A 20380-nucleotide genomic window follows, 5' to 3' on the forward strand; every position below is an offset into this window, starting at 1 on the left:
ATGTTAAAATTATTCTTGATTGATAAAATTTTATTTAAAAAAGGGGTGTTCTATATGAGGAATATGTTCATCTCCACTTTTTTTATTTTGCTTTTCTTTTCCATTCACCCTGTTTCCGCTACTTTTGCCCATAACAACAATATAAGCGAACAAGAGAAAAATAAAATTGTTCAAGAAGCTTTAAAAGTCATTGAAAAGAGATACAACTCTCTTATTTCACAACAACAAGAAGAAAGTGAAGTACCTCAACTAAAAAATACTAAGTCGCAATTGAGATTGGAAAGTATTATAAAGAGAGATAAAAGTTATATAAATGAATTAGGTGCATCATACAAAAAAATAGAAATTTTAAACGTGGATGATGTGCAAATAGATAAAATGAATGAAGCAATCAAATTGAGCTTACGTGTGGAAGTAGCTAAATACTACCAATACAAAAATAAAAAACAGATGGAGGAACATCCATGGCTAGAGACAAGAACACATGAGTTTATTTTCTCCTTTAACGAAAACAAAAGAAGCTATTCATACTTATTAGTTGACTACAAATTCGAAGATGAAATGGACTACTTCGGTGAACAATCTCCAAATCTCAACTTGCCTACAATTGAAAAGATGATCGAACAGCAAACTGCTGTTAAAACATTTAACGATATAAGTATCATGTCCACACAGCATTTGTACGATCGATCAGGTGCTAAATCATATGCATACAATTGGTATAACAAAAATAACCCTGACTTTAGAGTCTTTGCAAACAACTGCACGAACTTTATTTCACAAGCAATTAACCGTGGTGGTGGAGTAAATATGGACTGGTGGGGTGATTTGCGTTGGTGGTATCAAGGTAATCAAAACACTACAAGTTGGTCTGTTGCCCATGATTATGTATATTATGCAAGAAGGAACGATGATGCAGGCGGATTAGGTGCTTATTATATAAGTAATGTAAAAGATTTGAAAGTCGGCAGCCTTGTCGGATATGACTTTGACAACGATGGTTATTTCGATCATCTTTCTATTGTAGTGAATTATAATAGCAACGGAGAACCCTTAACTGCTCAACATACTCCAAGTGACTATAATCGTCCTTGGAAATCAGTCAATCCGTCAACAAAACATTACTTTATTCAAACAAATGATTACTGGTATTCGAATTAGTGAAGTTTAAAGTGGGGAGAAAATATTGAAGAAATGTATATTGTTATTTATCTTGTTAAGTTTGTTGATAGGATGCAATAAAAAAGAAATTCCTATGTACAATGGATTTCCAATTCCTGAAGGGGCAAAAGTCATAAAAATAATAAGCGATAAAAATAAGGCACATCCTGTCTTTATCGGACAGGCTATGTTCCAATTAAAAGAGCCTATGGCACCTGACTTAATACCATCTCATCCCTTCTATCAGACAATTGTGAATGAAGGTTGGAAAGATGAAGAAGCGATAAAGAAGATTGGTGAAAATCGTTATATGTTTAGTAAGGATGATCGACTCATTCAAGTAAGTATTTATAACGACAAAATGACAATTACGGAATATGATCCAAAAATCTTTTGGCAAAAAAATGAGTAGTCCCCAGCGCGTATTGCCCTGGGGATTTGTTGTACATAATGAATAGCAAAAAAGGAAGATCAATAAATGATATACGACATTATTGGCGATATTCACGGTTGTTTTCACGAATTCATGTTATTAACAAAAAAGCTTGGCTACGTTTTGGAAAACGATATCCCCATTCATCCGAACGGGCGAAAGCTTGCCTTCGTCGGCGATTTAGCCGATCGTGGTCCCGAGTCATTGCGCGTCATTGATACGGTCATTTCGCTCGTTCAACAAAATAAAGCGGTGTACGTGCCGGGCAATCATTGCGACAAATTGTATCGTTTTTTTCTCGGTCGAAACGTGCAAGTGACACATGGGCTTGAAACGACCGTTGCCGAATGGGAACAAGCGGATGCGAAAACAAAAACGCGCATTCGTACGCAATTTATGAAACTGTACGAAAACGCCCCGCTTTATGCCGTTTTAGACGGTGGAAAACTTGTCATCGCTCATGCGGGCATTCGAGGGGACTATATTGGCAAATCGAATCAAAAAGTAAAAACGTTCGTCTTATACGGCGATATTACAGGAGAAAAACATCCAGATGGCTCGCCCGTTCGTCGCGATTGGGCAAAACATTACCGAGGAGATGCGCTCATCGTATACGGACATACGCCCGTTAAAGAACCGCGCTGGCTAAACAACACGGTCAACATCGACACCGGCTGCGTATTCGGCGGACAACTCACAGCCCTTCGCTATCCAGAAATGGAGACCGTTTCTGTTTCGTCAACGATGCCGTATGTCGCAGAAAAATTTCGCCCGTTTGACTAAAGCAAACGGGCCATGTCATGAGGGAGAGGCGCTTGAAACGTCATCGTTTTTTCAAGAAATGGATGAAAAAACGTCAGCTCACAACTATGCAACGCTTGGCGGTCGATTTGTGCGCGCGAGCCCCCGTACAAATCATCGCCAACGAGCGGATGACCGATATATGAAAAATGGACGCGAATTTGATGCGTACGCCCCGTTTCTAACTGAATCGACACGTGCGTCATCTCATTTTTCTGTTGCAATACTTCATAATGTGTCACTGCGCGCTGACCGTCTAGTCGCACTTCCCGCTCAATGATGCTTTCTCCTTTTCGCCCAATCGGCGCATCAATCGTTCCAACGAGCGGGGTGACATAACCGTGGCAAACCGCTTCGTAGCGCCGCTTTACCTGACCTTGTTTTTGTTGTTCGCTTAATAAATGATGCACATGGCGATGTTTCGCCACAAGCACAAGCCCGGATGTATCGCGGTCAAGCCGTGTGACGACATGCACCGTCGTTTGCAAGTGTTGTCGTTCATAATGATGCAATAACGCATTTGCAAGCGTCCCTTGCGGATGTTCACGCGACGGAATCGTCGCCATATGCGGCGGCTTATTAATAACAATCACGTAATCATCTTCATACACAATCGAAAGCGGAATCGGCTGAGCGACCATATGGGCACTTTTTTGTTCTGGGGGAAACGTCACGCACACCTCATCGCCTGCTTTTAGCACGTAACGAACAGTCACAGGCATATCGTTCACTTCAATTCGTCCCCCTTGGAATTTAATATCGGTGAGCGCTGTTTTTGAAATATGTTGTTGTTTTAAAAATTCACGAACGAGCATGCCGTCTTGTTGTTGTGTAACGATCCAACGAAGTTGAAACATACAAATCCCTTTCTACTGAATAAATGATTCGCGCACGCGCTTCCAAAACGGGAACGGACGAAAACGGGCAAAGCGAATTTTTTCATCGGCAACGCGGCATTGAATCGACTTCACATCTTTATGCAATAGCGATAAATGATCAATCGTAATTTGAAAATCGACGTCATTGACCGGCTTTAACATACACGTATGATGCGCGGGCAAAATAAGCGGTGAGCCGATCGTTCGGAAAATGCGGTTGTTTATGGACGCCATTTCCGCCACTTGAATCGCTTCCAGCGACGGATGTAAAATGGCACCGCCAAGCGCTTTATTGTATGCGGTGCTTCCCGATGGCGTCGAAATGCATAATCCATCGCCGCGAAACGTTTCAAACAATTCTCCGCGAATTTCAACATCCATCACAAGCGTGCCACCCACACTTTTTACTGTACATTCATTGAGCGCTAAATATTTTGCCTCACGTCCGCCGCCCACATATCGAATCGTTACCTCAAGGAGCGGGTATTCGACGACTTGATATGGCGTTTTCGCAATGGCGATGACGAGCTTTTCAATTTCATCCGGCACCCAATCCGCATAAAATCCTAAATGCCCCGTATGTACCCCGACAAACGCTGTTTGCTCCAACCGACTTCGATAACGATGAAACGCATACAATAACGTCCCATCCCCTCCGACCGAAATAACGATATCCGGTTCATCTTCATCATACGTTAAGCGAAAATCCGTTAAATATGTACGAATTTTATACATACATTCGTTTGATATCGCATCCCCTTTTGATATGACCGCAAATTTCACGCGCCTCACCCCTCATTATCTTTTACTTCTTGCTTGCGCGAAAACGCCGCTTGTGCCTCTTGAATTTCAAAACGAATTTTCGACATTTCTTCGTCTAGCAAATATGCGGCTTCCGCAGCCCGCTGTAATCGTTGGCGAATATCTTCTGGAAACTTGCCGCTATACTTATAGTTTAACGAATGTTCGATCGTCGCCCAAAAGTTCATCGCCAGCGTGCGAATTTGAATTTCGACTAAAATGTTTTTCTCACCATAAATCATTTGCACCGGATAACGAATGACGACATGATACGAACGATAACCACTATCTTTTTTTTGCGTAATATAATCACGTTCTTCGACAATCGTAAAGTCGTTTCGCTTGCGCAACAGTTCGACAACCGTTTGAATGTCGTCAACAAATTGGCACATCATACGCAATCCCGCAATATCTTGCATTTGTTCCTCTAATTGATCGAGCGGAATATTTTTCTTTTGTGCCTTATCTAAAATGCTCGCAATCGGCTTCACTCTTCCTGTCACAAATTCAATCGGTGAATGAATGCCTTGCATTTCAAATTGAGTACGCATCCCCTTGAGCTTTACTTTCAACTCCTCAACCGCTTGTTTGTACGGTGCTAAAAAAAACTCCCAATGTCTTTCCATTCAACCACCTACTTATGCGAAAAATGCCGTTACCGCCTGTTCCATTTCTTCACCGTAGTTTGCATTTCCTTCAATATTTTCAATTAAGTACGCCACTTCTTCATGAATGCCTTCTAACTCGATCGTTATATCACTCCCGACAAGAAACATCGGCTCGTTTGTGCGAAGCGCTTCTTTGATCGCCCCCCATACTTCTTTTGGCATGACGACATAAACGAACGCATCACTCGCTTCTAATATGTATACAAACGCACACGCATCAGAATCAACAAGCATATGTCGTTTTGGCTTTAAGCCTTGAAGCGACGCCTCACACGTGACGTACCATCCATGTTCTTTTTTTTCTGCTGTATGCACATATATTTTCATTTTCTGTCCTCCGTCCATCTATGATGTCCGCCTTTATTTTACCACATTTCGCCTAGCGATGTTCACTAGTTGCACTTTTTCGCGTACATGTTGATAATAAAAGTAGAATGACGTGAGGAGAAGAAAACATGAAACACGAACTTGAAATTGAATTTAAAAATATGTTAACGGTTGAAGAATTTGCTCGGTTCACCCATGCGTTTGCGGTGCGTGATGATGAATGGGACGTGCAACAAAATTATTATTTCGACACCCCCGACTTTCAATTGAAACAACAAAAAAGCGCATTACGCATTCGTTTGAAAAACGGCACATATACATTAACATTAAAACAACCATATGAAGACGGGCTGTTAGAAACGCACGAACCATTATCAACCGAAACTGCGACAGCACTTATTTCGGGCGCAAAGTCACTCCAAGGCGACATCGCAAACATATTGCAGTCGCTTCATATTGATCCGACAGCGATCGTCTGTTTTGGTGCACTAACAACACGCCGCGTCGAACGACCTTATAAAAACGGCACGCTCGTCCTTGACTATAGCGAATATATGAACGTGTCGGACTATGAAGTCGAATACGAAGCAAGCGAGCGAACTGAAGGAGAAAAGGTGTTTTCAGCGCTGTTACAGTCGTTTCATATTCCAAAGCGACAAACGAAAAATAAAATTGAACGATTTTACGAAGCGAAATACGAAACGGAGCGATCGTCATGAACGTGCAACAAATCAAATTGCTTTTAGAACTTCAAGCGTTGCAACATTTACAAGGAAAAAAAGAAGGAGCGACAACCTCGTTTCACGATCTGTTTCGCGAGCTGTTAACGACAGAGACGAACGACGAAACGGAAACGATGTGCCCAACGCTCCCGCTTATGACGAGCGAAGAAACGAAAGCGCCGACATATACAGCGAGTGCACCGCTTCATAAAGATGCGATACATCAATGGATTGACGAAGCCGCTACCAAATATGATGTCGATCCGAAACTCATTTATGCGGTCATTCGTCATGAGTCTAATTTTAATCCGCAAGCAAAAAGTCGCGTCGGTGCCATGGGGCTTATGCAGTTAATGCCGAGCACAGCGCGCATGTTAGGGGTAAAAGACGCCTTCGACCCACAACAAAACATTGAGGGTGGGACGAAATATTTACGTCAGCTTCTCGATCGGTATGATGGCAATATCGCGCTGGCGCTTGCCGCATATAACGCAGGACCAGGCAATGTCGAAAAACATGGAGGCATTCCACCGTTTCGTGAAACAATGAACTATGTAAAAAAAGTCATGCAAACGTACTATTCCACAAGTCACATCGTTTGAGATGAAACAAAGTCATTGTTACAATATTGATATATTTCGGCAAAGGAGTTTTTCATATGTTTCAATCCCCTTATGAAGCGATTGGAGGCGAACAAGTTATCGCCAAGCTCGTCGATGCATTTTATGAACGGGTAGCGAAACATCCCGACTTATCGCCTATTTTCCCAAACGATTTAACAGAAACGGCGCGCAAACAAAAACAATTTTTAACACAATATTTAGGCGGACCACCGCTTTATACAGCAGAGCACGGACATCCGATGTTGCGTGCGCGCCATTTGCCTTTTCCGATTACGCCAACGCGCGCAAAAGCATGGCTTGCCTGTATGCATGAGGCGATGGATGCAATCGGACTAAAAGGACCCGTTCGCGATGAATTGTATCAGCGACTCATTCTAACTGCTCAACATATGATTAATACACCAGACGACGAGCGAAAGGAGCATGAAGGTGAATGGTAAGCAAGAAGGAACGACAAAACAACTAGAAATTTATTTATTTGTCGATCCTCTTTGCCCGGACTGCTGGGCGCTTGAGCCTGTGTTAAAAAAGTTATGGATCGAATATGGACAATATTTTACGTTACGTCACGTCTTAACCGGTCAACTCGATCGACTCAATGGCGTAAATTATAAACGAATTGATCGCCATGCATCGCGCATTGGCATCGCCTGTGAAGACCGAGTGTTTCTTGAAACACCGCTACCGATTCCATATGTTGCATCGCTCGCTGTGAAAGCAGCTGAATTGCAAGGGCGACAAGCAAGCATTCGCTTTTTACGCCAACTACAAGAAATTGTATTTATTCAAGGCAAGACGATTACAGAGACAGACACGCTCATTCAATGCGCCGTCGCTGCCGGTTTAGATGTGCAAGAATTTATAAATGACTTATCTTCACCAAGTGCCGTCAAAGCGCTTCAATGCGATTTAAAAATTCGTGCGGAAATGGACGTTCGTGAAGTTCCGACGCTCGTCTTTTTCAACGAAAATATTGAAGATGAAGGCATTAAAATTTCAGGCTGTTATCCGTACGACGTATATGTCGACTTAATCCATGAAATGCTCGGGTTTCATCCTCAACCATCTCCGCTTCCACCAATTGAACAGTTTTTACATCACGCTCAATTCGTTACAACCGATGATATTGCGATGGTGTACAACATCCCGCACAGCAAAGCTGAATGTGAATTAAAAAAATTGCGTTTAAAACAAAAAGTGGAGAAAATCGGCTCATTTTGGCGCTGGATCGGATAAAGAAAAAGGACTCGGGGGATGCCGAGTCCTTTTTCTTTGTCATAAAGACAACAAAGGGGATGGGAGAAATTTTTCACGGTCAAACAAAGGGGTATAAGTTTGTTTGATTGTGATTCACTTCACGTTTATATATTAACAAATCCCTTTGTGTCTTGACAAGTGTTTTGTTTACTTGTTCACACATTTGTCATAATTATTTTCTCTCTTGCTTACTATGAATAAATAAGGGGGGATTCGATGTTTGTCGCACATATCATTTGGATCACTGTGGCACTTATCATTCACTTTTTCGCATTAATGCGCTTATTTCCGTTATTCATATCTATTCCGTTTTTATTTCTTTCTTTTTTTTCCTTTTTCACTTATTTGAACAACCGCCATCGCTTTCGCGGATTTCATTAAGAAAAGGCGACGCACGGTCGCCTTTTACAATAGTTGCTCAAGCTGTTGTAATTTTTGTTCAAACACTTGACACGCCTGTTCGATTGGCTCTGGAGATGTCATATCGACCCCTGCTTTTTTCAACACTTCAATCGGATAATCGGAGCTTCCTGCTTTTAAAAACTCAATGTAACGCTCGACCGCCGGTGTACCTTCTTCTAAAATTTGTTTGCTTAATGCGGTCGCTGCGCTAAATCCTGTCGCATATTGATACACATAGTAGTTGTAATAAAAGTGCGGAATGCGCGCCCATTCTAAACCGATTTCTTCGTCGATAACGACGCCATCGCCGAAATATGTTTTGTTTAGCTCATAATATTTTTCCGTCAATACTTGCGCCGTGAGCGCCTCACCGTTTTGCACCATCTCGTGAATCATATGTTCAAACTCCGCAAACATCGTTTGACGAAACACAGTGCCACGGAATGTTTCTAAATAATAGTTTAATAAATATAACCGCTTTTTCTCATCATCGATCGTTTGTAATAAATAATCGTTCAATAGCGCCTCGTTGCACGTCGATGCAACTTCAGCGACGAAAATCGAGTAGTTTCCGTACGGATACGGTTGATATTTGCGCGTATAATAACTATGCACGGAATGACCAAACTCATGCGCAAGCGTAAATAAGTTGTTCACATTATCTTGCCAGTTCATTAAAATGTACGGATTCGTTCCATACGAACCAGACGAATACGCTCCACTTCGTTTGCCGCGCGTTTCTTGCACATCGACCCAACGGTTATCAAATCCTTCTTTGACGATCGAAATATATTCATCACCTAGTGGCGTAAGCCCTTTTAACAATATGTCTTTCGCTTCTTCATACGTCACTTTCATATCGGCTTGTTTCACAAGCGGTGTATATAAATCGTACATATGCAACTCATCTAGCCCTAACACGCGCTTGCGCAATTGAACGTAACGATGCAAAAGCGGCAAATAACGATGAATCGTTTCAATTAAATTATCGTACACCGTTTCAGGAATTTGATTTTTGCTTAATGCCGCCTCACGCGCCGAGCGATAGTTGCGAACGCGCGCAAAAAAGTTATTGCGCTTCACCGCTCCACTTAACGTGCTAGCAAACGTATTTTCATATTTGCGATATGTATCGTACACCGCTTTAAACGCATCGCGACGAACACGACGATCTTCGCTTTCAAGAAAACGAATGTAACGACCGTGCGTCACTTCCACTTCTTCCCCGTTTTCATCTGTAATCGTCGGAAAACGCAAATCGGCATTGTTTAGCGCTCCAAACGTATTGCTGGACGCATTCATGACATCTGCCGCTTGCGCAAGGATCGCTTCTTCTTTTTCCGATAACACGTGCGGACGTTGGCGATTCATTTCATCTAATTCGTGCTCATACAGCCGAAGCGGTTCGTATTGTTGTAAAAACGTGCGCACGACCGATTCATCAAGCGCTAAAATTTCTGGGACGATAAACGCCATCACATTGCCTGCTTCCGCATACAATCCTTCCGCTCTTGCCTCCAATCCTTGATAAAGCGAATTTGTCGTATCTTCATCATGGCGCATATGCGCATACGCATATAATTTCCCTAGTCGCAACAACACATGGTCGCGATATTGCAACGCTTCGTATAACGTTTCTGCACTCTCCCCTAATCTTCCTTTATACTCCGAAAATTTCGGCAGAAGTGCGTGAATTGCTTGAAATTCTTGTTCCCAATGTTCATCTGTCGCAAAAATATCTTCAAGACGCCACGTATACTCTACCGGAACGTCTTTACGTGTCGGCAACGTTTTTGCCATGTTCATCACCTCTTACATAAAAATGTTTACTTATATATTATTCTCGTTTTGTGAAAAAATCCTCTTTTTTGCTTACGATTCGCTCCAGTACTTGTTTATCCCCTTCCATCGCTTCCTCCATCGTACGTGGGAGCGACCATGATCGAATGCGCTGAAACGTACTTTTTCCGACTTTTTTCAACAATCGAAGCGACACGAGCGCATGTAAATAGTCCATGAACGCATACGAATAATGACTTTTTGTCATAAGTGGCAATCGACGAATATGAATGAGGTTTTGACGAATGAAATGTTGCATTCGTTCATATAATTGATGAAACGAAAACGTCATATGAGGCGGAATACGCATCATCTCAAGCAACATATACGTTTGCCAAATAAACGGAGGCGTCTTTAACCAATACGAATGGCGAAGCGGAATCCCTGCTTCATGCGGAAATAACGATGGGGGCATATGCGTTTCATAAACGATGCGACAAAAGGTGCGATTCGTTCGATAATACAACGGAGACAGCCGCCATTGTTTCTTTTTCATCTGCCATGCGTGAAACAAGTTATCGTATTGTCGTTGAGGCGTTTGTTGGAAAGAAGAAAATGACATCGTATCGAGCGGAATCGTCGTCCATTCTCCGTATGCCATCGTTGCGGATAGCGGGATGAGATGATGAAGAAACGATACTTCGCGACGTTCGGGACAATAGAGCGGAATCATCTCGTAACTATTGAAAAAAAGCCACGAAAATGAAGATAGTTGAAAAAACAAACCGCGGCGCTGCACATGTGATGAATGAAGCAACCAAATTGGGACAATATGTGCGTTTACGTACGCGTTCGTTCGTTTCACGAATAAAGAAGATGGAATGATAGAACATTGATATTCGACTGCGTACATCTTTTTTTCATGCATGACAAATACATCCGGACGCTGACGAATATGCGGTAAATACTTTTCGACTTCCGCTTCGATCTTCTCGTTGATCAGCCATTCATATAGCTGTTGTTTCCCTTGTAAATGGGCGATTGTCTCTCGCTCTGTTTCGATCGTACATGTCGTTTCGTGCGCAAAATGCGACATTCGTTTTTTTCCAATTTTCAATTGCACTCGCTTCAAACAAACAGGGCAAAAAAACGACTGCGTCGCTCGCAATACATGTAGCTGTTCAACCGTCCAATCGTCTAATAACGAACATGTTTCTCCATTTTTCAATAATGCGACAAACATGCAACCTCCCCTTTCTCCACATATTTTTTTCACCAATATCGCCTTTTTTCCTGCAACAAATACAAAAAATAGGGGAACAACTAAATTTATTGAATTAGGCGTTTTTTATTTCCCTTCTTTCACATTTTGTCATACAATAGAAGTACAAGATGTGGAATGATGGGCGAACGCTCAGGGGTAAATTCCCTTCCTGAATGGATAATCATAGAAGGGAGATGAAGAACATGGAAATCGAACGCATCAATGAATATACGTTGAAGCTATATATATCGTACGGAGATATTGAGGAACGTGGCTTTGATCGCGAAGAAATTTGGTACAATCGCGAGCGAAGCGAAGAATTGTTTTGGGAAATGATGGACGAAATCAATCAAGAAGTGGAAATTTATTTAGAAGGACCGCTTTGGATTCAAGTGCATGCGCTTGAAAAAGGATTAGAAGTGTTCGTCACAAAAGCCCAAATTTCAAAAGACGGAAGCAAACTGGAGTTACCTATTCTCGATGAACGATTCAAAGACTTACCGGTCGATGAAAAAATTGAACATATATTAGACCAACATTTTAACATTATTAAATCGTCGTCGACACAAGCGCCTGATAATCCGCTCCAGTTCGTCATCCGCTTTAAAAACATTGAGGACGTCATCGCTCTTGCTCATCGTCGCGATTTTTCAACATTACACAACAAGTTATTCGCATTTGAAAATAACTATTACTTGTACGTCGAATTTACAGAAGAAGATACCGATCGCGACATTGATAATATGTTAAGCATATTACTTGAATACGGGCAAGATTCTCAAATGACGATTCATCGCCTTGAAGAATATGGGAAAATCGTCATCGCACAACAAGCATTAACGATGATCGCAAAACACTTTCCAAACTCATAACGCCGATTTCAACCAATTGAAATCGGCTTTTTTCTCGCGAGGTCAGGTGAACAACAAATGAGAAATGCGTTAAAAGTTGCACTATTTATACTTGCTTTCATCGGCTTTCTAGCAGTGACAAAAGATTATTGGGAAGGCTGGCTACTCGGAACGTTCAGCTTATTCGTCACATTGTCAGTTATTTTTATTTCGTTTGTCATCTTTTTAGAAAATCGCCACCCGACGAAAACGCTCACATGGCTCGTTTTATTTAGTAGCTTTCCGCTCATCGGCTTTATTTTTTATTTTTTACTCGGTCAAAACTATCGGAAAAAACGATTATTTCGAAAAAAAGCGCTACTCGATGAACAAACGTTTCGCAAACTAGAACGGAATGACGCGAATCATGAACGAAAATTATATATGAAACCACATCAACAGCCGTTGTTACAACTAGCTAGACGAATGACGAAAGAATCGATTTCAACCGCAACAAAAACGCGCGTGTTAACAAACGGGGAAGAAACGTTCGCTGCCATTTTTGCGGAATTAGAAAAAGCAGAGCATCACATTCATCTTGAATATTATATCGTACGTGATGACGATATCGGGCAACGGCTAAAACAAATATTAATCGCCAAAGCAAAAAAAGGGGTACACGTCCGCTTTTTATATGATGCGGTCGGAAGTTGGAAACTGTCGAAAACGTACATACATGAGATGCGCGAAGCAGGCGTCGATATGATCCCATTCTCCCCTGTTCGCTTGCCGTTTTTAAACAATACCATCAACTTCCGCAACCATCGCAAAATTATCGTCATTGATGGAAAAGTCGGCTTCGTTGGCGGCTTAAATATTGGCGATGAATATTTAGGGAAAAATGAGTATTTCGGCTTTTGGCGCGATACGCATTTACTCGTGTATGGCGAAGCGGTGCGCACGTTGCAACTGATTTTTTTACAAGACTGGTATTACATGACCGGTCAACAATGGTTGACAATGAACTATTTAAGTGCGCCGACGGTTGAGGATGAAACGCTCGGAGGCGTTCAGCTTGTCGCCGGTGGACCGGATACGAAATGGGAAGTCATTAAACATTTATTTTTTGCGATGATTACATCAGCCCAACAATCGATTTGGATCGCCTCACCGTATTTCATTCCAGATGAAGATATTTTAACGGCATTGAAAGTAGCAGCATTAAGCGGTATTGATGTACGACTTCTCGTGCCGAAGCGACCGGATAAAAAAATTGTGTTTTACGCTTCTCGCTCTTATTTTCCTGAACTACTCGAAGCAGGGGCGACCATTTACGAATACGAAAAAGGGTTTATGCACAGCAAAATTATCGTCGTAGATGGGGAACTCGCTTCGATCGGCACGGCGAATATGGATATGCGCAGTTTTCATTTAAATTTTGAAGTGAATGCGTTTTTATATCAAACGCCAAGCGTACAAACGCTAGTCGATGACTTTTTAAACGACTTCGAGCATTCATCAAAAATTGATATACATCAATTCAAACGCCGACCGCTCTGGATGCGCATCGCTGAATCGACAGCACGCCTTCTTTCACCACTACTATAAAAGGCTTAGCATTTACGCTAAGCCTTTGTTGTTGACGAGCTGTTGTGCTTGACGCAATTGATACGTCCGCACTTTTCTCGGTAAAAAGCGACGAATTTCATCTTCGTTGTAACCAACTTGCAGGCGCTTTTCGTCCATAATAATTGGACGGCGCAACAATCCTGGATGTTGGCGAATAATTTCATATAAATCTTGCAGCGGTAACGAATCCACTTGAATATTTAACTTTTGAAAAATTTTCGAACGAGTCGAAATAATTTCGTCCGTTCCGTTTTCTGTCATACGCAAAATGCTTTTAATTTCTTCAATCGTTAACGGCTCGGCAAAAATATTGCGCTCTTTATACGGAATGTTATGCTCTTCTAACCACGCTTTTGCTTTTCGGCAAGACGTACAACTTGGCGATGAATATACGATCACCATATGTGAATCACTCCCTTATGGGTTGCTTTATTCGCTTTCTGTATTAAAACACATCTTATTTTAAAATGACTTTAAAAAACTCTACAACGTACATTATACAACAAAAAAGTTTAGAAAGATACACCTTTTTTCAATTTTACCCAACATATTATACGGTTGTCCGATCAAAATGGTTTCATTTTTCGTTGCGTTAGTTTCAAATTTTCTCTACAATAAAAATAGACATGGCAAACAAAGGGGGAAAACGTATGGCGCAATTTTTTATCGACTTTACGATCGTCGCCATTTTAGTGATCGGCATTACGGCGCTCATGGGCGTCATTTTAAACGGCATTGGTGAAAACATATTTGGCGGTCGGAAAAAGCGATTACATACAGCGATGAGTGAACAAATGCAAACAGGCTGGAAAGCGGTCGGTGGAAAAAAAGCTTCGAGATAATCTCGAGGCTTTTTTTAAAAACGAAATAGTCAAACGAATCAAAATATTGTATAATACTTTAGTACATCAAACGAAAAAAGCTAACCTCTCGTTCGAGAGATTAGCTGTACATCGCCTTATATTTTTCGTACTCTGCTTCGGAGCAGTAAACGAAATGACCTGGCGTAATTTCGCGCATGCGCACATCTTCGCCTTCTTTATAATTATGTTGCGATGGATCGTAAATGATACGTTTGCGCGTCCGTTCTGTTTCTGGGTCTGGGTGTGGAATCGCTGAAAGAAGCGATTTCGTGTACGGATGAATTGGATTGCGGTACAACTCTTCTGCATCCGCAAGCTCAACCATTTTTCCGAAATACATGACGCCAATTCGGTCGCTAATGTATTTGACCATTGACAAATCGTGAGCGATAAATAAATACGTCAATCCTTTTTCACGTTGTAACTTTTTCATTAAGTTGACAACTTGTGCTTGGATCGATACGTCAAGTGCCGAAATTGGCTCGTCTGCGATAATAAATTCCGGCTCAACCGCAAGCGCGCGTGCAATGCCGATCCGTTGACGTTGCCCGCCAGAAAACTCATGTGGATAACGGTTCGCGTGTTCACGGTTCAGTCCGACCGTCTCAAGCAATTCATACACGCGATTCATGCGTTCTTCTCTCGAAGACGCTAATCCGTGAATATCGATTCCTTCCGCAATAATATCCGCAACCGTCATACGTGGGTTTAACGATGCATACGGGTCTTGGAAAATCATTTGCATTTTCCGTTTTAATTCTTTCGCTTCTTTCGCAGACTTTTTCCGATGCACACTTAAACCGTTAAACAATACTTCGCCGCCTGTGGCTTCATATAACCCAATAATCGTACGGCCTGTCGTTGACTTTCCGCATCCTGACTCACCAACAAGACCGAGCGTTTCGCCTTTATAAATGTCGAACGTCACATCGTCAACCGCTTTGACAACTTGACCTTTACCGACTTTAAAATATTGTTTTAAGTTTTTCACTTCGACAAGTTTTTGTTTTTCGCTCATTGCTTATTCCCTCCTTTGTTGTTCGTTAGTGTAACGAATTTTTTCATCCGTTCACGAACGACTTTCGGAGGTTCGACTTTCGGTGCATTCGGATGAAGCAACCATGTTGCCGCATAGTGCGTATCAGAAACTTTGAACATTGGCGGTTCCATTTCATAGTCAATCTTTAACGCATACGCATTGCGAGGCGCGAACGCATCTCCTTTTGGTGGATTTAACAAATCCGGAGGCGTTCCCGGAATCGAGTACAATTCCTCATCGCCATGTTCTAAGCTCGGCATCGACGCAAGCAACCCCCACGTATACGGATGTTTCGGGTTGTAGAAAATTTCATCAACCGTTCCTTTTTCAATGATTTTTCCAGCATACATGACCGCCACACGATCCGCTACATTTGCCACCACACCTAAGTCATGCGTAATGAAAATAATCGACGTTCCTGTCTTTTTCTGAATGTCTTTAATCAGCTCTAAAATTTGCGCTTGAATCGTTACGTCTAACGCTGTCGTCGGCTCATCGGCAATTAACACTTTCGGATTGCATGCAAGTGCAATCGCAATGACGACACGTTGACGCATCCCACCTGATAATTGATGCGGATATTGTTTAAAACGAAGCGCTGGCTCTTTAATACCAACAAGATCAAGTAGCTCAATGGCACGCGCTTTCGCCTCTTCTTTTGTCATTTGCTGATGCTTTAATAATACTTCTGTAATTTGTTTTCCGATTGTCATCGTTGGATTTAATGCAGTCATCGGGTCTTGGAAAATCATCGAAATTTCCGCACCGCGTACACGTTGCATCTCTTTTTCCGACAGCTTTGTGAGATCGCGACCTTCTAATAAAATTTGTCCTTGTTTAATTTTTGCCGGTGGCATCGGTAGTAAACGCATAAGCGCTTTAGATGTGACCGATTTACCTGAACCAGACTCACCAACGATCGCAAGCGTCTCTCCTTTATATAAATCAAACGATACACCTCGTACAGCTTGTACTTCGCCACCGTACACGTCAAAAGAAATATGCAAATCTTTTACTTCTAGTACCTTTTCCATCATTCCACCCCTTTCATCCGTTATTTACGCATTTTTGGATCAAGCGCATCGCGCAATCCGTCTGCTAATAAGTTAAAGCTTAAAATGAGTAAGCTGATCACAAACGCTGGAATCATCATTAAATGAGGGAACGTTTGGATCGATTTGTAACCGTCGTTGACGAGTGAACCGAGCGATGCTTGAGGTGGACGAATACCGAGTCCAATAAAGCTTAAAAACGCCTCTGTAAAAATCGCACTCGGAATCGTAAACATCGTCGTAATAATAATTGGACCAACGACGTTTGGTAATAAATGTTTAGCGATAATACGAGAGTCAGATGCACCGAGCGTACGAGCAGCTAAAACGTATTCCATATTTTTTAATTTCAAAATTTGTCCACGCACAATACGCGCCATCGTCACCCAGCCAGTAATAACCATTGCGACAGTAATCGAAATAATTCCCGGCTCAAACACAAGAATAAACAAAATAACAACAATTAAATTCGGAATACCAACTAACACTTCAATAATACGTTGCATCACATTGTCGACACGACCGCCGTAAAATCCAGAAATCCCGCCATATGCAATCCCGATTAACAAATCAATCGCCGCCGCTAATACACCGATATATAGCGAAATGCGAGCCCCATACCATGTACGCGTCCATAAATCACGTCCGAGATCGTCTGTTCCGAACCAATAGTATTCTTTCACTCCACGTTTTTCGTACACATTAATTCCATTCATATCTTTTCCGTTAAACGGAAGCCAATCTATATTTTCCAACACCGGAATGCGCGGTGGTAATTTCGCATGTTTTAAATTTTGCTCTTTATACGTATGGTTGCTAAGTATTGGCGCAAAAATGGCCATAAGCGTAATGATGATAATCATCACTAATCCGAAAACGGCTCCTTTATTTTTACGCAAACGAATCCAAGCGTCTTGGAAAAACGTTAAGCTTGGACGATTAATTTTTTCCATATCACCTTGGCGTTCTGTCGCTAATTCAAACAACTCAGGAGATAATTGTTTTTCTGTCATCATTTTTTCCCTCCCGCTAAACGAATTCGCGGATCAATTAAACCGTAAAGCAAGTCCACAATAAAAATAACGAGAATAAATAACGCACTATAGAAAATCGTCGTACCCATAATGACCGGATAATCGTTTAAGTTAATCGAACGAACGAACTGCTCCCCTAAGCCCGGAACAGCGAAAATTTGCTCAATAACTAACGTTCCCGTCATTAAGTTAACTGCCATCGGACCAAGAATTGTAATAATTGGAATCATTGCGTTTCTTAATCCGTGTTTAAAAATAACGCCGAAACCACTAATTCCTTTCGCACGCGCGGTTAAAATGTAATCTGAACCGAGCACTTCTAGCATTTCTGTACGCATAAAGCGCGCAATGCTTGCAATAACAAATACCGATAATGCCAACGTTGGCATAATTGTATACTCAAATCCTTCCCAAAACGCAACAGGAAGTAGTTTCAATTTTACGCCGATGTAATATTGTAACAATCCACCAAATACAAATGATGGAATAGAAATACCTAAAACAGCTAATATCGTTGCCGTATAGTCAATGGCTGTATTGTGACGAACAGCAGCGATGACACCTAGCAAAATACCGACAATGGTTCCGAATACAAGCGCTTGAAAACCAAGTTGTGCAGATGGGCCGATGCGATCGCCAATCAATTGTGAAACTGGACGATTATCATACTGGAAAGAAACCCCTAAATCTCCTTTCGCCAAGTTGCCTAGATAGCGAATGTATTGTACTGGCACCGGATCGTTTAATCCATATTTTTCTAAAATGATTTTTTGTTGTTCTGGCGATAACTTCTCTTGATTTTGGAGAGGGGAACCTGGGAGAAGCTTCATTAAAAAGAACGTTGCCGTTGCGATAATAAACAACGTAATCAACATGTAAACAAAACGTTGTAACGTATATCGTGCCATATTGCACACCTCCTTACAAAATTAAAAACTTTTTGAAATTTTTCGGATTAGCAGGCAAAAGGAGAGTATATGCTTGTCTGTCGCACATATACTCTCCTTTCTTTTCGATTACTCGATATATGCCCACTTGTAGCTGTTGTCTGGACCGAATGGATGATCAACAATACCTTTGACGTATTCACGCTCAAGGTATGCTGCACCACGTTGATACATTGGAGCGATAACTGCTTCATCTAACAAGATTTTCTCAGCTTTTACCATTGCATCCCAACGAGCTTGCAAGTCAGAAAGAAGCGTTGTTTTCGCATCTTTTACAAGCTTGTCGTACTCAGCATTTGACCAACCTGTTTGGTTGTGAGCACCGTTTGTCACAAACATATCGATGAATGTCATTGGGTCTTGATAGTCTGGACCCCAACCAGCAAATGATAACTCATATTGCATTTTGCTTTCAAGATCAAGTTTTTGCTTGAATGGTTGTTGCTTAATGTTAATTGTTAAACCAGGTAAGTTTGTCTCAAGTTGCTCTTTTAAGAACTCACCGATTTTCTTCGCACTTTCAGAATCGTAGTTTAACAATTCAAGCGTAATTTTGTCTTTGCCAAGCTCTTTTTTCGCTTGTTCCCAATACTTTTTCGCTTCTTCTGCGTTAAATTTCACTAAATCGCCATTTTCTTCACGGAAGTCTTTTCCGTTCGGACCAGTAACAAATCCTTCTGGAACGAAATAGTTCGCTGCTTTTGAACCGTTATTTAAAATTGTTGCAACCATTGCTTCTTTATCGAAGCCCATCGCAATCGCTTTACGAGCGTTGACGTTTTTCAACACTTCGTTCTTTTGATTCATGCGAATGAAGAACAATACAGGCTCTGATTTTGTTTTAAAGTTTTTGTCGCTGCTATACTTGTCAACAAACTCTGCGCTTAAACCAACGCGGTCTGCTTTGTTTGTTTCATATAAGTTTACACCAGTCGCAACGTCTTTAACGATGTTGAAGTTAATTGTTTCAAGCTTTACTGTTTGTGCATCCCAATATTGCTCGTTTTTCTTTAACTGGAAGCTTTGTTCATGTTTCCACTCGCTTAATACGAACGGACCGTTGTAAATTGTTGTGTTTGCTTCAAGACCGTACTTGTCCCCTTGTTCCTTAACGAATTTCTCGTTTTGTGGATAAAATGTAGGAAACGCCAATAAGCTTAAGAAATAAGGAATTGGGTTTTTCAATTCAACTTGTAATGTTTTTTCGTCAACCGCTTTTACACCTAATTGGTCAACAGGTACTTTTCCTGTGTTTACTTCTTCAGCGTTTTTAATGTCGTACATAATGTATGCATACTCAGCACCTGTGTTTGGATCAAGCGCTTTTCTCCATGCATATACGAAATCGTTTGCCGTCACAGGCTCACCGTTTGACCATTTCGCATCGCGAAGTTTGAATGTGTATACTTTTCCATCTTCGCTTACTTCATAGCTCTCAGCCATTCCAGGTGTTGGCTCATTGTTTTGGTCTAAGCGGTATAGACCTTCAAATACGTTGTTCATGACGCGGAATGATACGCTGTCAGTTGCTAATGTAGAGTCCAACGAAGGAATTTCTGATGTTTCAAGCAAGTTTAACACTTGCTCTTTCGCTGGCGCTTCTTGAGCCGGCTTTTCGCCTTCTTTAGAAGGCTCCGCTTCTTCTTTTTTGCCGCCACACGCTGCTAGCACCATGGAAGCGACGAGAAGAAGAACGAAAAAGATCGATAACTTTTTCTTCATGCGAGTTTCCCCCTCATCTTTTTATTGTATTTATTTCCATCTTCTGATTTATCAGAAGATTTGAAACACAAGGACATTATATAACGAATTAGTATACTTGAAAAGATTTTTTTGAAACTTTTTTTAAATTTTCTAACATTTTAAATAA

At 41.4% G+C, this 20380-nt stretch carries 23 protein-coding genes; 11 read left to right on the forward strand and 12 right to left on the reverse strand.

Going from position 1 to position 20380, the window contains the following annotated elements:
* Nucleotides 1-54 precede the first annotated feature (54 nt).
* From HNR43_RS00990 to prpE, 3 genes are all read left to right on the forward strand, one after another.
* A complete protein-coding gene (locus HNR43_RS00990; RefSeq protein ID WP_221248104.1) occupies nt 55-1161 on the forward strand; it encodes an amidase domain-containing protein in 1107 nt (368 codons plus the stop codon).
* Between the two features lie 25 nt (nt 1162-1186).
* Nucleotides 1187-1573: a hypothetical protein gene (locus HNR43_RS00995; RefSeq protein ID WP_183240369.1), complete on the forward strand. Its 387-nt coding sequence runs from the start codon at nt 1187-1189 to the stop codon at nt 1571-1573.
* A gap of 66 nt (nt 1574-1639) precedes the next feature.
* Nucleotides 1640-2377 (forward strand): bis(5'-nucleosyl)-tetraphosphatase PrpE, encoded by a 738-nt coding sequence (prpE, locus tag HNR43_RS01000; protein ID WP_183240371.1) that lies wholly within the window; start codon nt 1640-1642, stop codon nt 2375-2377.
* On the opposite strand, the gene HNR43_RS01005 is transcribed toward prpE, so the two are convergent.
* The 4 genes from HNR43_RS01005 to HNR43_RS01020 are packed head-to-tail and all read right to left on the reverse strand — an operon-like array spanning nt 2374 to nt 5087.
* Nucleotides 2374-3252: an RluA family pseudouridine synthase gene (locus HNR43_RS01005; RefSeq protein WP_183240374.1), complete on the reverse strand. Its 879-nt coding sequence runs from the start codon at nt 3250-3252 to the stop codon at nt 2374-2376. The two genes, prpE and HNR43_RS01005, sit on opposite strands and share 4 nt — an antisense overlap.
* A gap of 12 nt (nt 3253-3264) precedes the next feature.
* Entirely contained in the window at nt 3265-4056 is a 792-nt protein-coding gene (locus HNR43_RS01010) for an NAD kinase (RefSeq protein WP_183240376.1), read from the reverse strand.
* A gap of 5 nt (nt 4057-4061) precedes the next feature.
* Nucleotides 4062-4700 (reverse strand): GTP diphosphokinase, encoded by a 639-nt coding sequence (yjbM, locus tag HNR43_RS01015; protein WP_183240379.1) that lies wholly within the window; start codon nt 4698-4700, stop codon nt 4062-4064.
* 12 nt (nt 4701-4712) lie between these two features.
* Nucleotides 4713-5087: a UPF0738 family protein gene (locus tag HNR43_RS01020; protein WP_183240381.1), complete on the reverse strand. Its 375-nt coding sequence runs from the start codon at nt 5085-5087 to the stop codon at nt 4713-4715.
* 110 nt (nt 5088-5197) lie between these two features.
* Between HNR43_RS01020 and HNR43_RS01025 the strand changes: the two genes are divergently transcribed.
* From HNR43_RS01025 to HNR43_RS01045, 5 genes are all read left to right on the forward strand, one after another.
* Entirely contained in the window at nt 5198-5788 is a 591-nt protein-coding gene (locus HNR43_RS01025; RefSeq protein WP_183240383.1) for a CYTH domain-containing protein, read from the forward strand.
* Nucleotides 5785-6393 carry a lytic transglycosylase domain-containing protein gene (locus HNR43_RS01030; protein WP_183240386.1) on the forward strand — a complete coding sequence of 203 codons (609 nt, stop codon included), beginning with the start codon at nt 5785-5787 and terminating at the stop codon, nt 6391-6393. The genes HNR43_RS01025 and HNR43_RS01030 overlap by 4 nt, the downstream gene beginning before the upstream one ends.
* A 56-nt stretch (nt 6394-6449) precedes the next feature.
* Nucleotides 6450-6854 carry a globin domain-containing protein gene (locus HNR43_RS01035; protein ID WP_183240388.1) on the forward strand — a complete coding sequence of 135 codons (405 nt, stop codon included), beginning with the start codon at nt 6450-6452 and terminating at the stop codon, nt 6852-6854.
* Nucleotides 6838-7650 (forward strand): ClpXP adapter SpxH family protein, encoded by an 813-nt coding sequence (locus HNR43_RS01040; RefSeq protein ID WP_183240391.1) that lies wholly within the window; start codon nt 6838-6840, stop codon nt 7648-7650. Before HNR43_RS01035 ends, HNR43_RS01040 begins: the two co-directional genes overlap by 17 nt.
* A gap of 237 nt (nt 7651-7887) precedes the next feature.
* A complete protein-coding gene (locus HNR43_RS01045) occupies nt 7888-8052 on the forward strand; it encodes a hypothetical protein (protein WP_183240393.1) in 165 nt (54 codons plus the stop codon).
* 24 nt (nt 8053-8076) lie between these two features.
* On the opposite strand, the gene pepF is transcribed toward HNR43_RS01045, so the two are convergent.
* Complete coding sequence (gene pepF / locus HNR43_RS01050; protein WP_183240395.1) at nt 8077-9873, reverse strand: oligoendopeptidase F; 1797 nt, start codon at nt 9871-9873, stop codon at nt 8077-8079.
* Between the two features lie 37 nt (nt 9874-9910).
* On the reverse strand, nt 9911-11095 hold the full coding sequence (locus HNR43_RS01055; protein WP_183240398.1) for a competence protein CoiA: 1185 nt from the start codon (nt 11093-11095) through the stop codon (nt 9911-9913).
* A 224-nt stretch (nt 11096-11319) separates the two neighbouring features.
* Between HNR43_RS01055 and mecA the strand changes: the two genes are divergently transcribed.
* Nucleotides 11320-11988 (forward strand): adaptor protein MecA, encoded by a 669-nt coding sequence (gene mecA, locus HNR43_RS01060; RefSeq protein WP_183240400.1) that lies wholly within the window; start codon nt 11320-11322, stop codon nt 11986-11988.
* Nucleotides 11989-12045: 57 nt separating this feature from the next.
* On the forward strand, nt 12046-13554 hold the full coding sequence (cls, locus tag HNR43_RS01065; RefSeq protein WP_183240403.1) for a cardiolipin synthase: 1509 nt from the start codon (nt 12046-12048) through the stop codon (nt 13552-13554).
* Between the two features lie 12 nt (nt 13555-13566).
* Here the strand turns inward: cls and spxA are convergent, their stop codons facing one another.
* On the reverse strand, nt 13567-13977 hold the full coding sequence (gene spxA / locus HNR43_RS01070; RefSeq protein ID WP_006318801.1) for a transcriptional regulator SpxA: 411 nt from the start codon (nt 13975-13977) through the stop codon (nt 13567-13569).
* Between the two features lie 248 nt (nt 13978-14225).
* Between spxA and HNR43_RS01075 the strand changes: the two genes are divergently transcribed.
* A complete protein-coding gene (locus HNR43_RS01075) occupies nt 14226-14417 on the forward strand; it encodes a hypothetical protein (RefSeq protein ID WP_183240406.1) in 192 nt (63 codons plus the stop codon).
* Between the two features lie 100 nt (nt 14418-14517).
* Here HNR43_RS01075 and HNR43_RS01080 read toward each other — a convergent pair whose 3' ends face one another.
* The 5 genes from HNR43_RS01080 to HNR43_RS01100 all read right to left on the reverse strand — a co-directional run bounded on the left by HNR43_RS01080 (nt 14518) and on the right by HNR43_RS01100 (nt 20232).
* A complete protein-coding gene (locus HNR43_RS01080; protein WP_183240409.1) occupies nt 14518-15456 on the reverse strand; it encodes an ABC transporter ATP-binding protein in 939 nt (312 codons plus the stop codon).
* Nucleotides 15453-16511, reverse strand: coding sequence for an ABC transporter ATP-binding protein (locus HNR43_RS01085; RefSeq protein WP_183240412.1), 1059 nt, complete (start codon nt 16509-16511; stop codon nt 15453-15455). Before HNR43_RS01085 ends, HNR43_RS01080 begins: the two co-directional genes overlap by 4 nt.
* A 20-nt stretch (nt 16512-16531) precedes the next feature.
* Complete coding sequence (gene opp3C / locus HNR43_RS01090) at nt 16532-17545, reverse strand: oligopeptide ABC transporter permease (RefSeq protein ID WP_183240414.1); 1014 nt, start codon at nt 17543-17545, stop codon at nt 16532-16534.
* The gene (gene opp3b, locus HNR43_RS01095; RefSeq protein WP_183240416.1) at nt 17542-18471 is read right to left on the reverse strand and encodes an oligopeptide ABC transporter permease; all 930 of its coding nucleotides are present in this window, start codon (nt 18469-18471) and stop codon (nt 17542-17544) included. Before opp3b ends, opp3C begins: the two co-directional genes overlap by 4 nt.
* A 108-nt stretch (nt 18472-18579) precedes the next feature.
* Nucleotides 18580-20232 (reverse strand): peptide ABC transporter substrate-binding protein, encoded by a 1653-nt coding sequence (locus tag HNR43_RS01100; protein ID WP_183240419.1) that lies wholly within the window; start codon nt 20230-20232, stop codon nt 18580-18582.
* Between the last annotated feature and the right edge of the window lie 148 nt (nt 20233-20380).

Origin of the sequence: Anoxybacillus mongoliensis (assembly GCF_014201515.1) — a bacterium.
In the GTDB taxonomy this organism is placed as follows: domain Bacteria; phylum Bacillota; class Bacilli; order Bacillales; family Anoxybacillaceae; genus Anoxybacillus; species Anoxybacillus mongoliensis.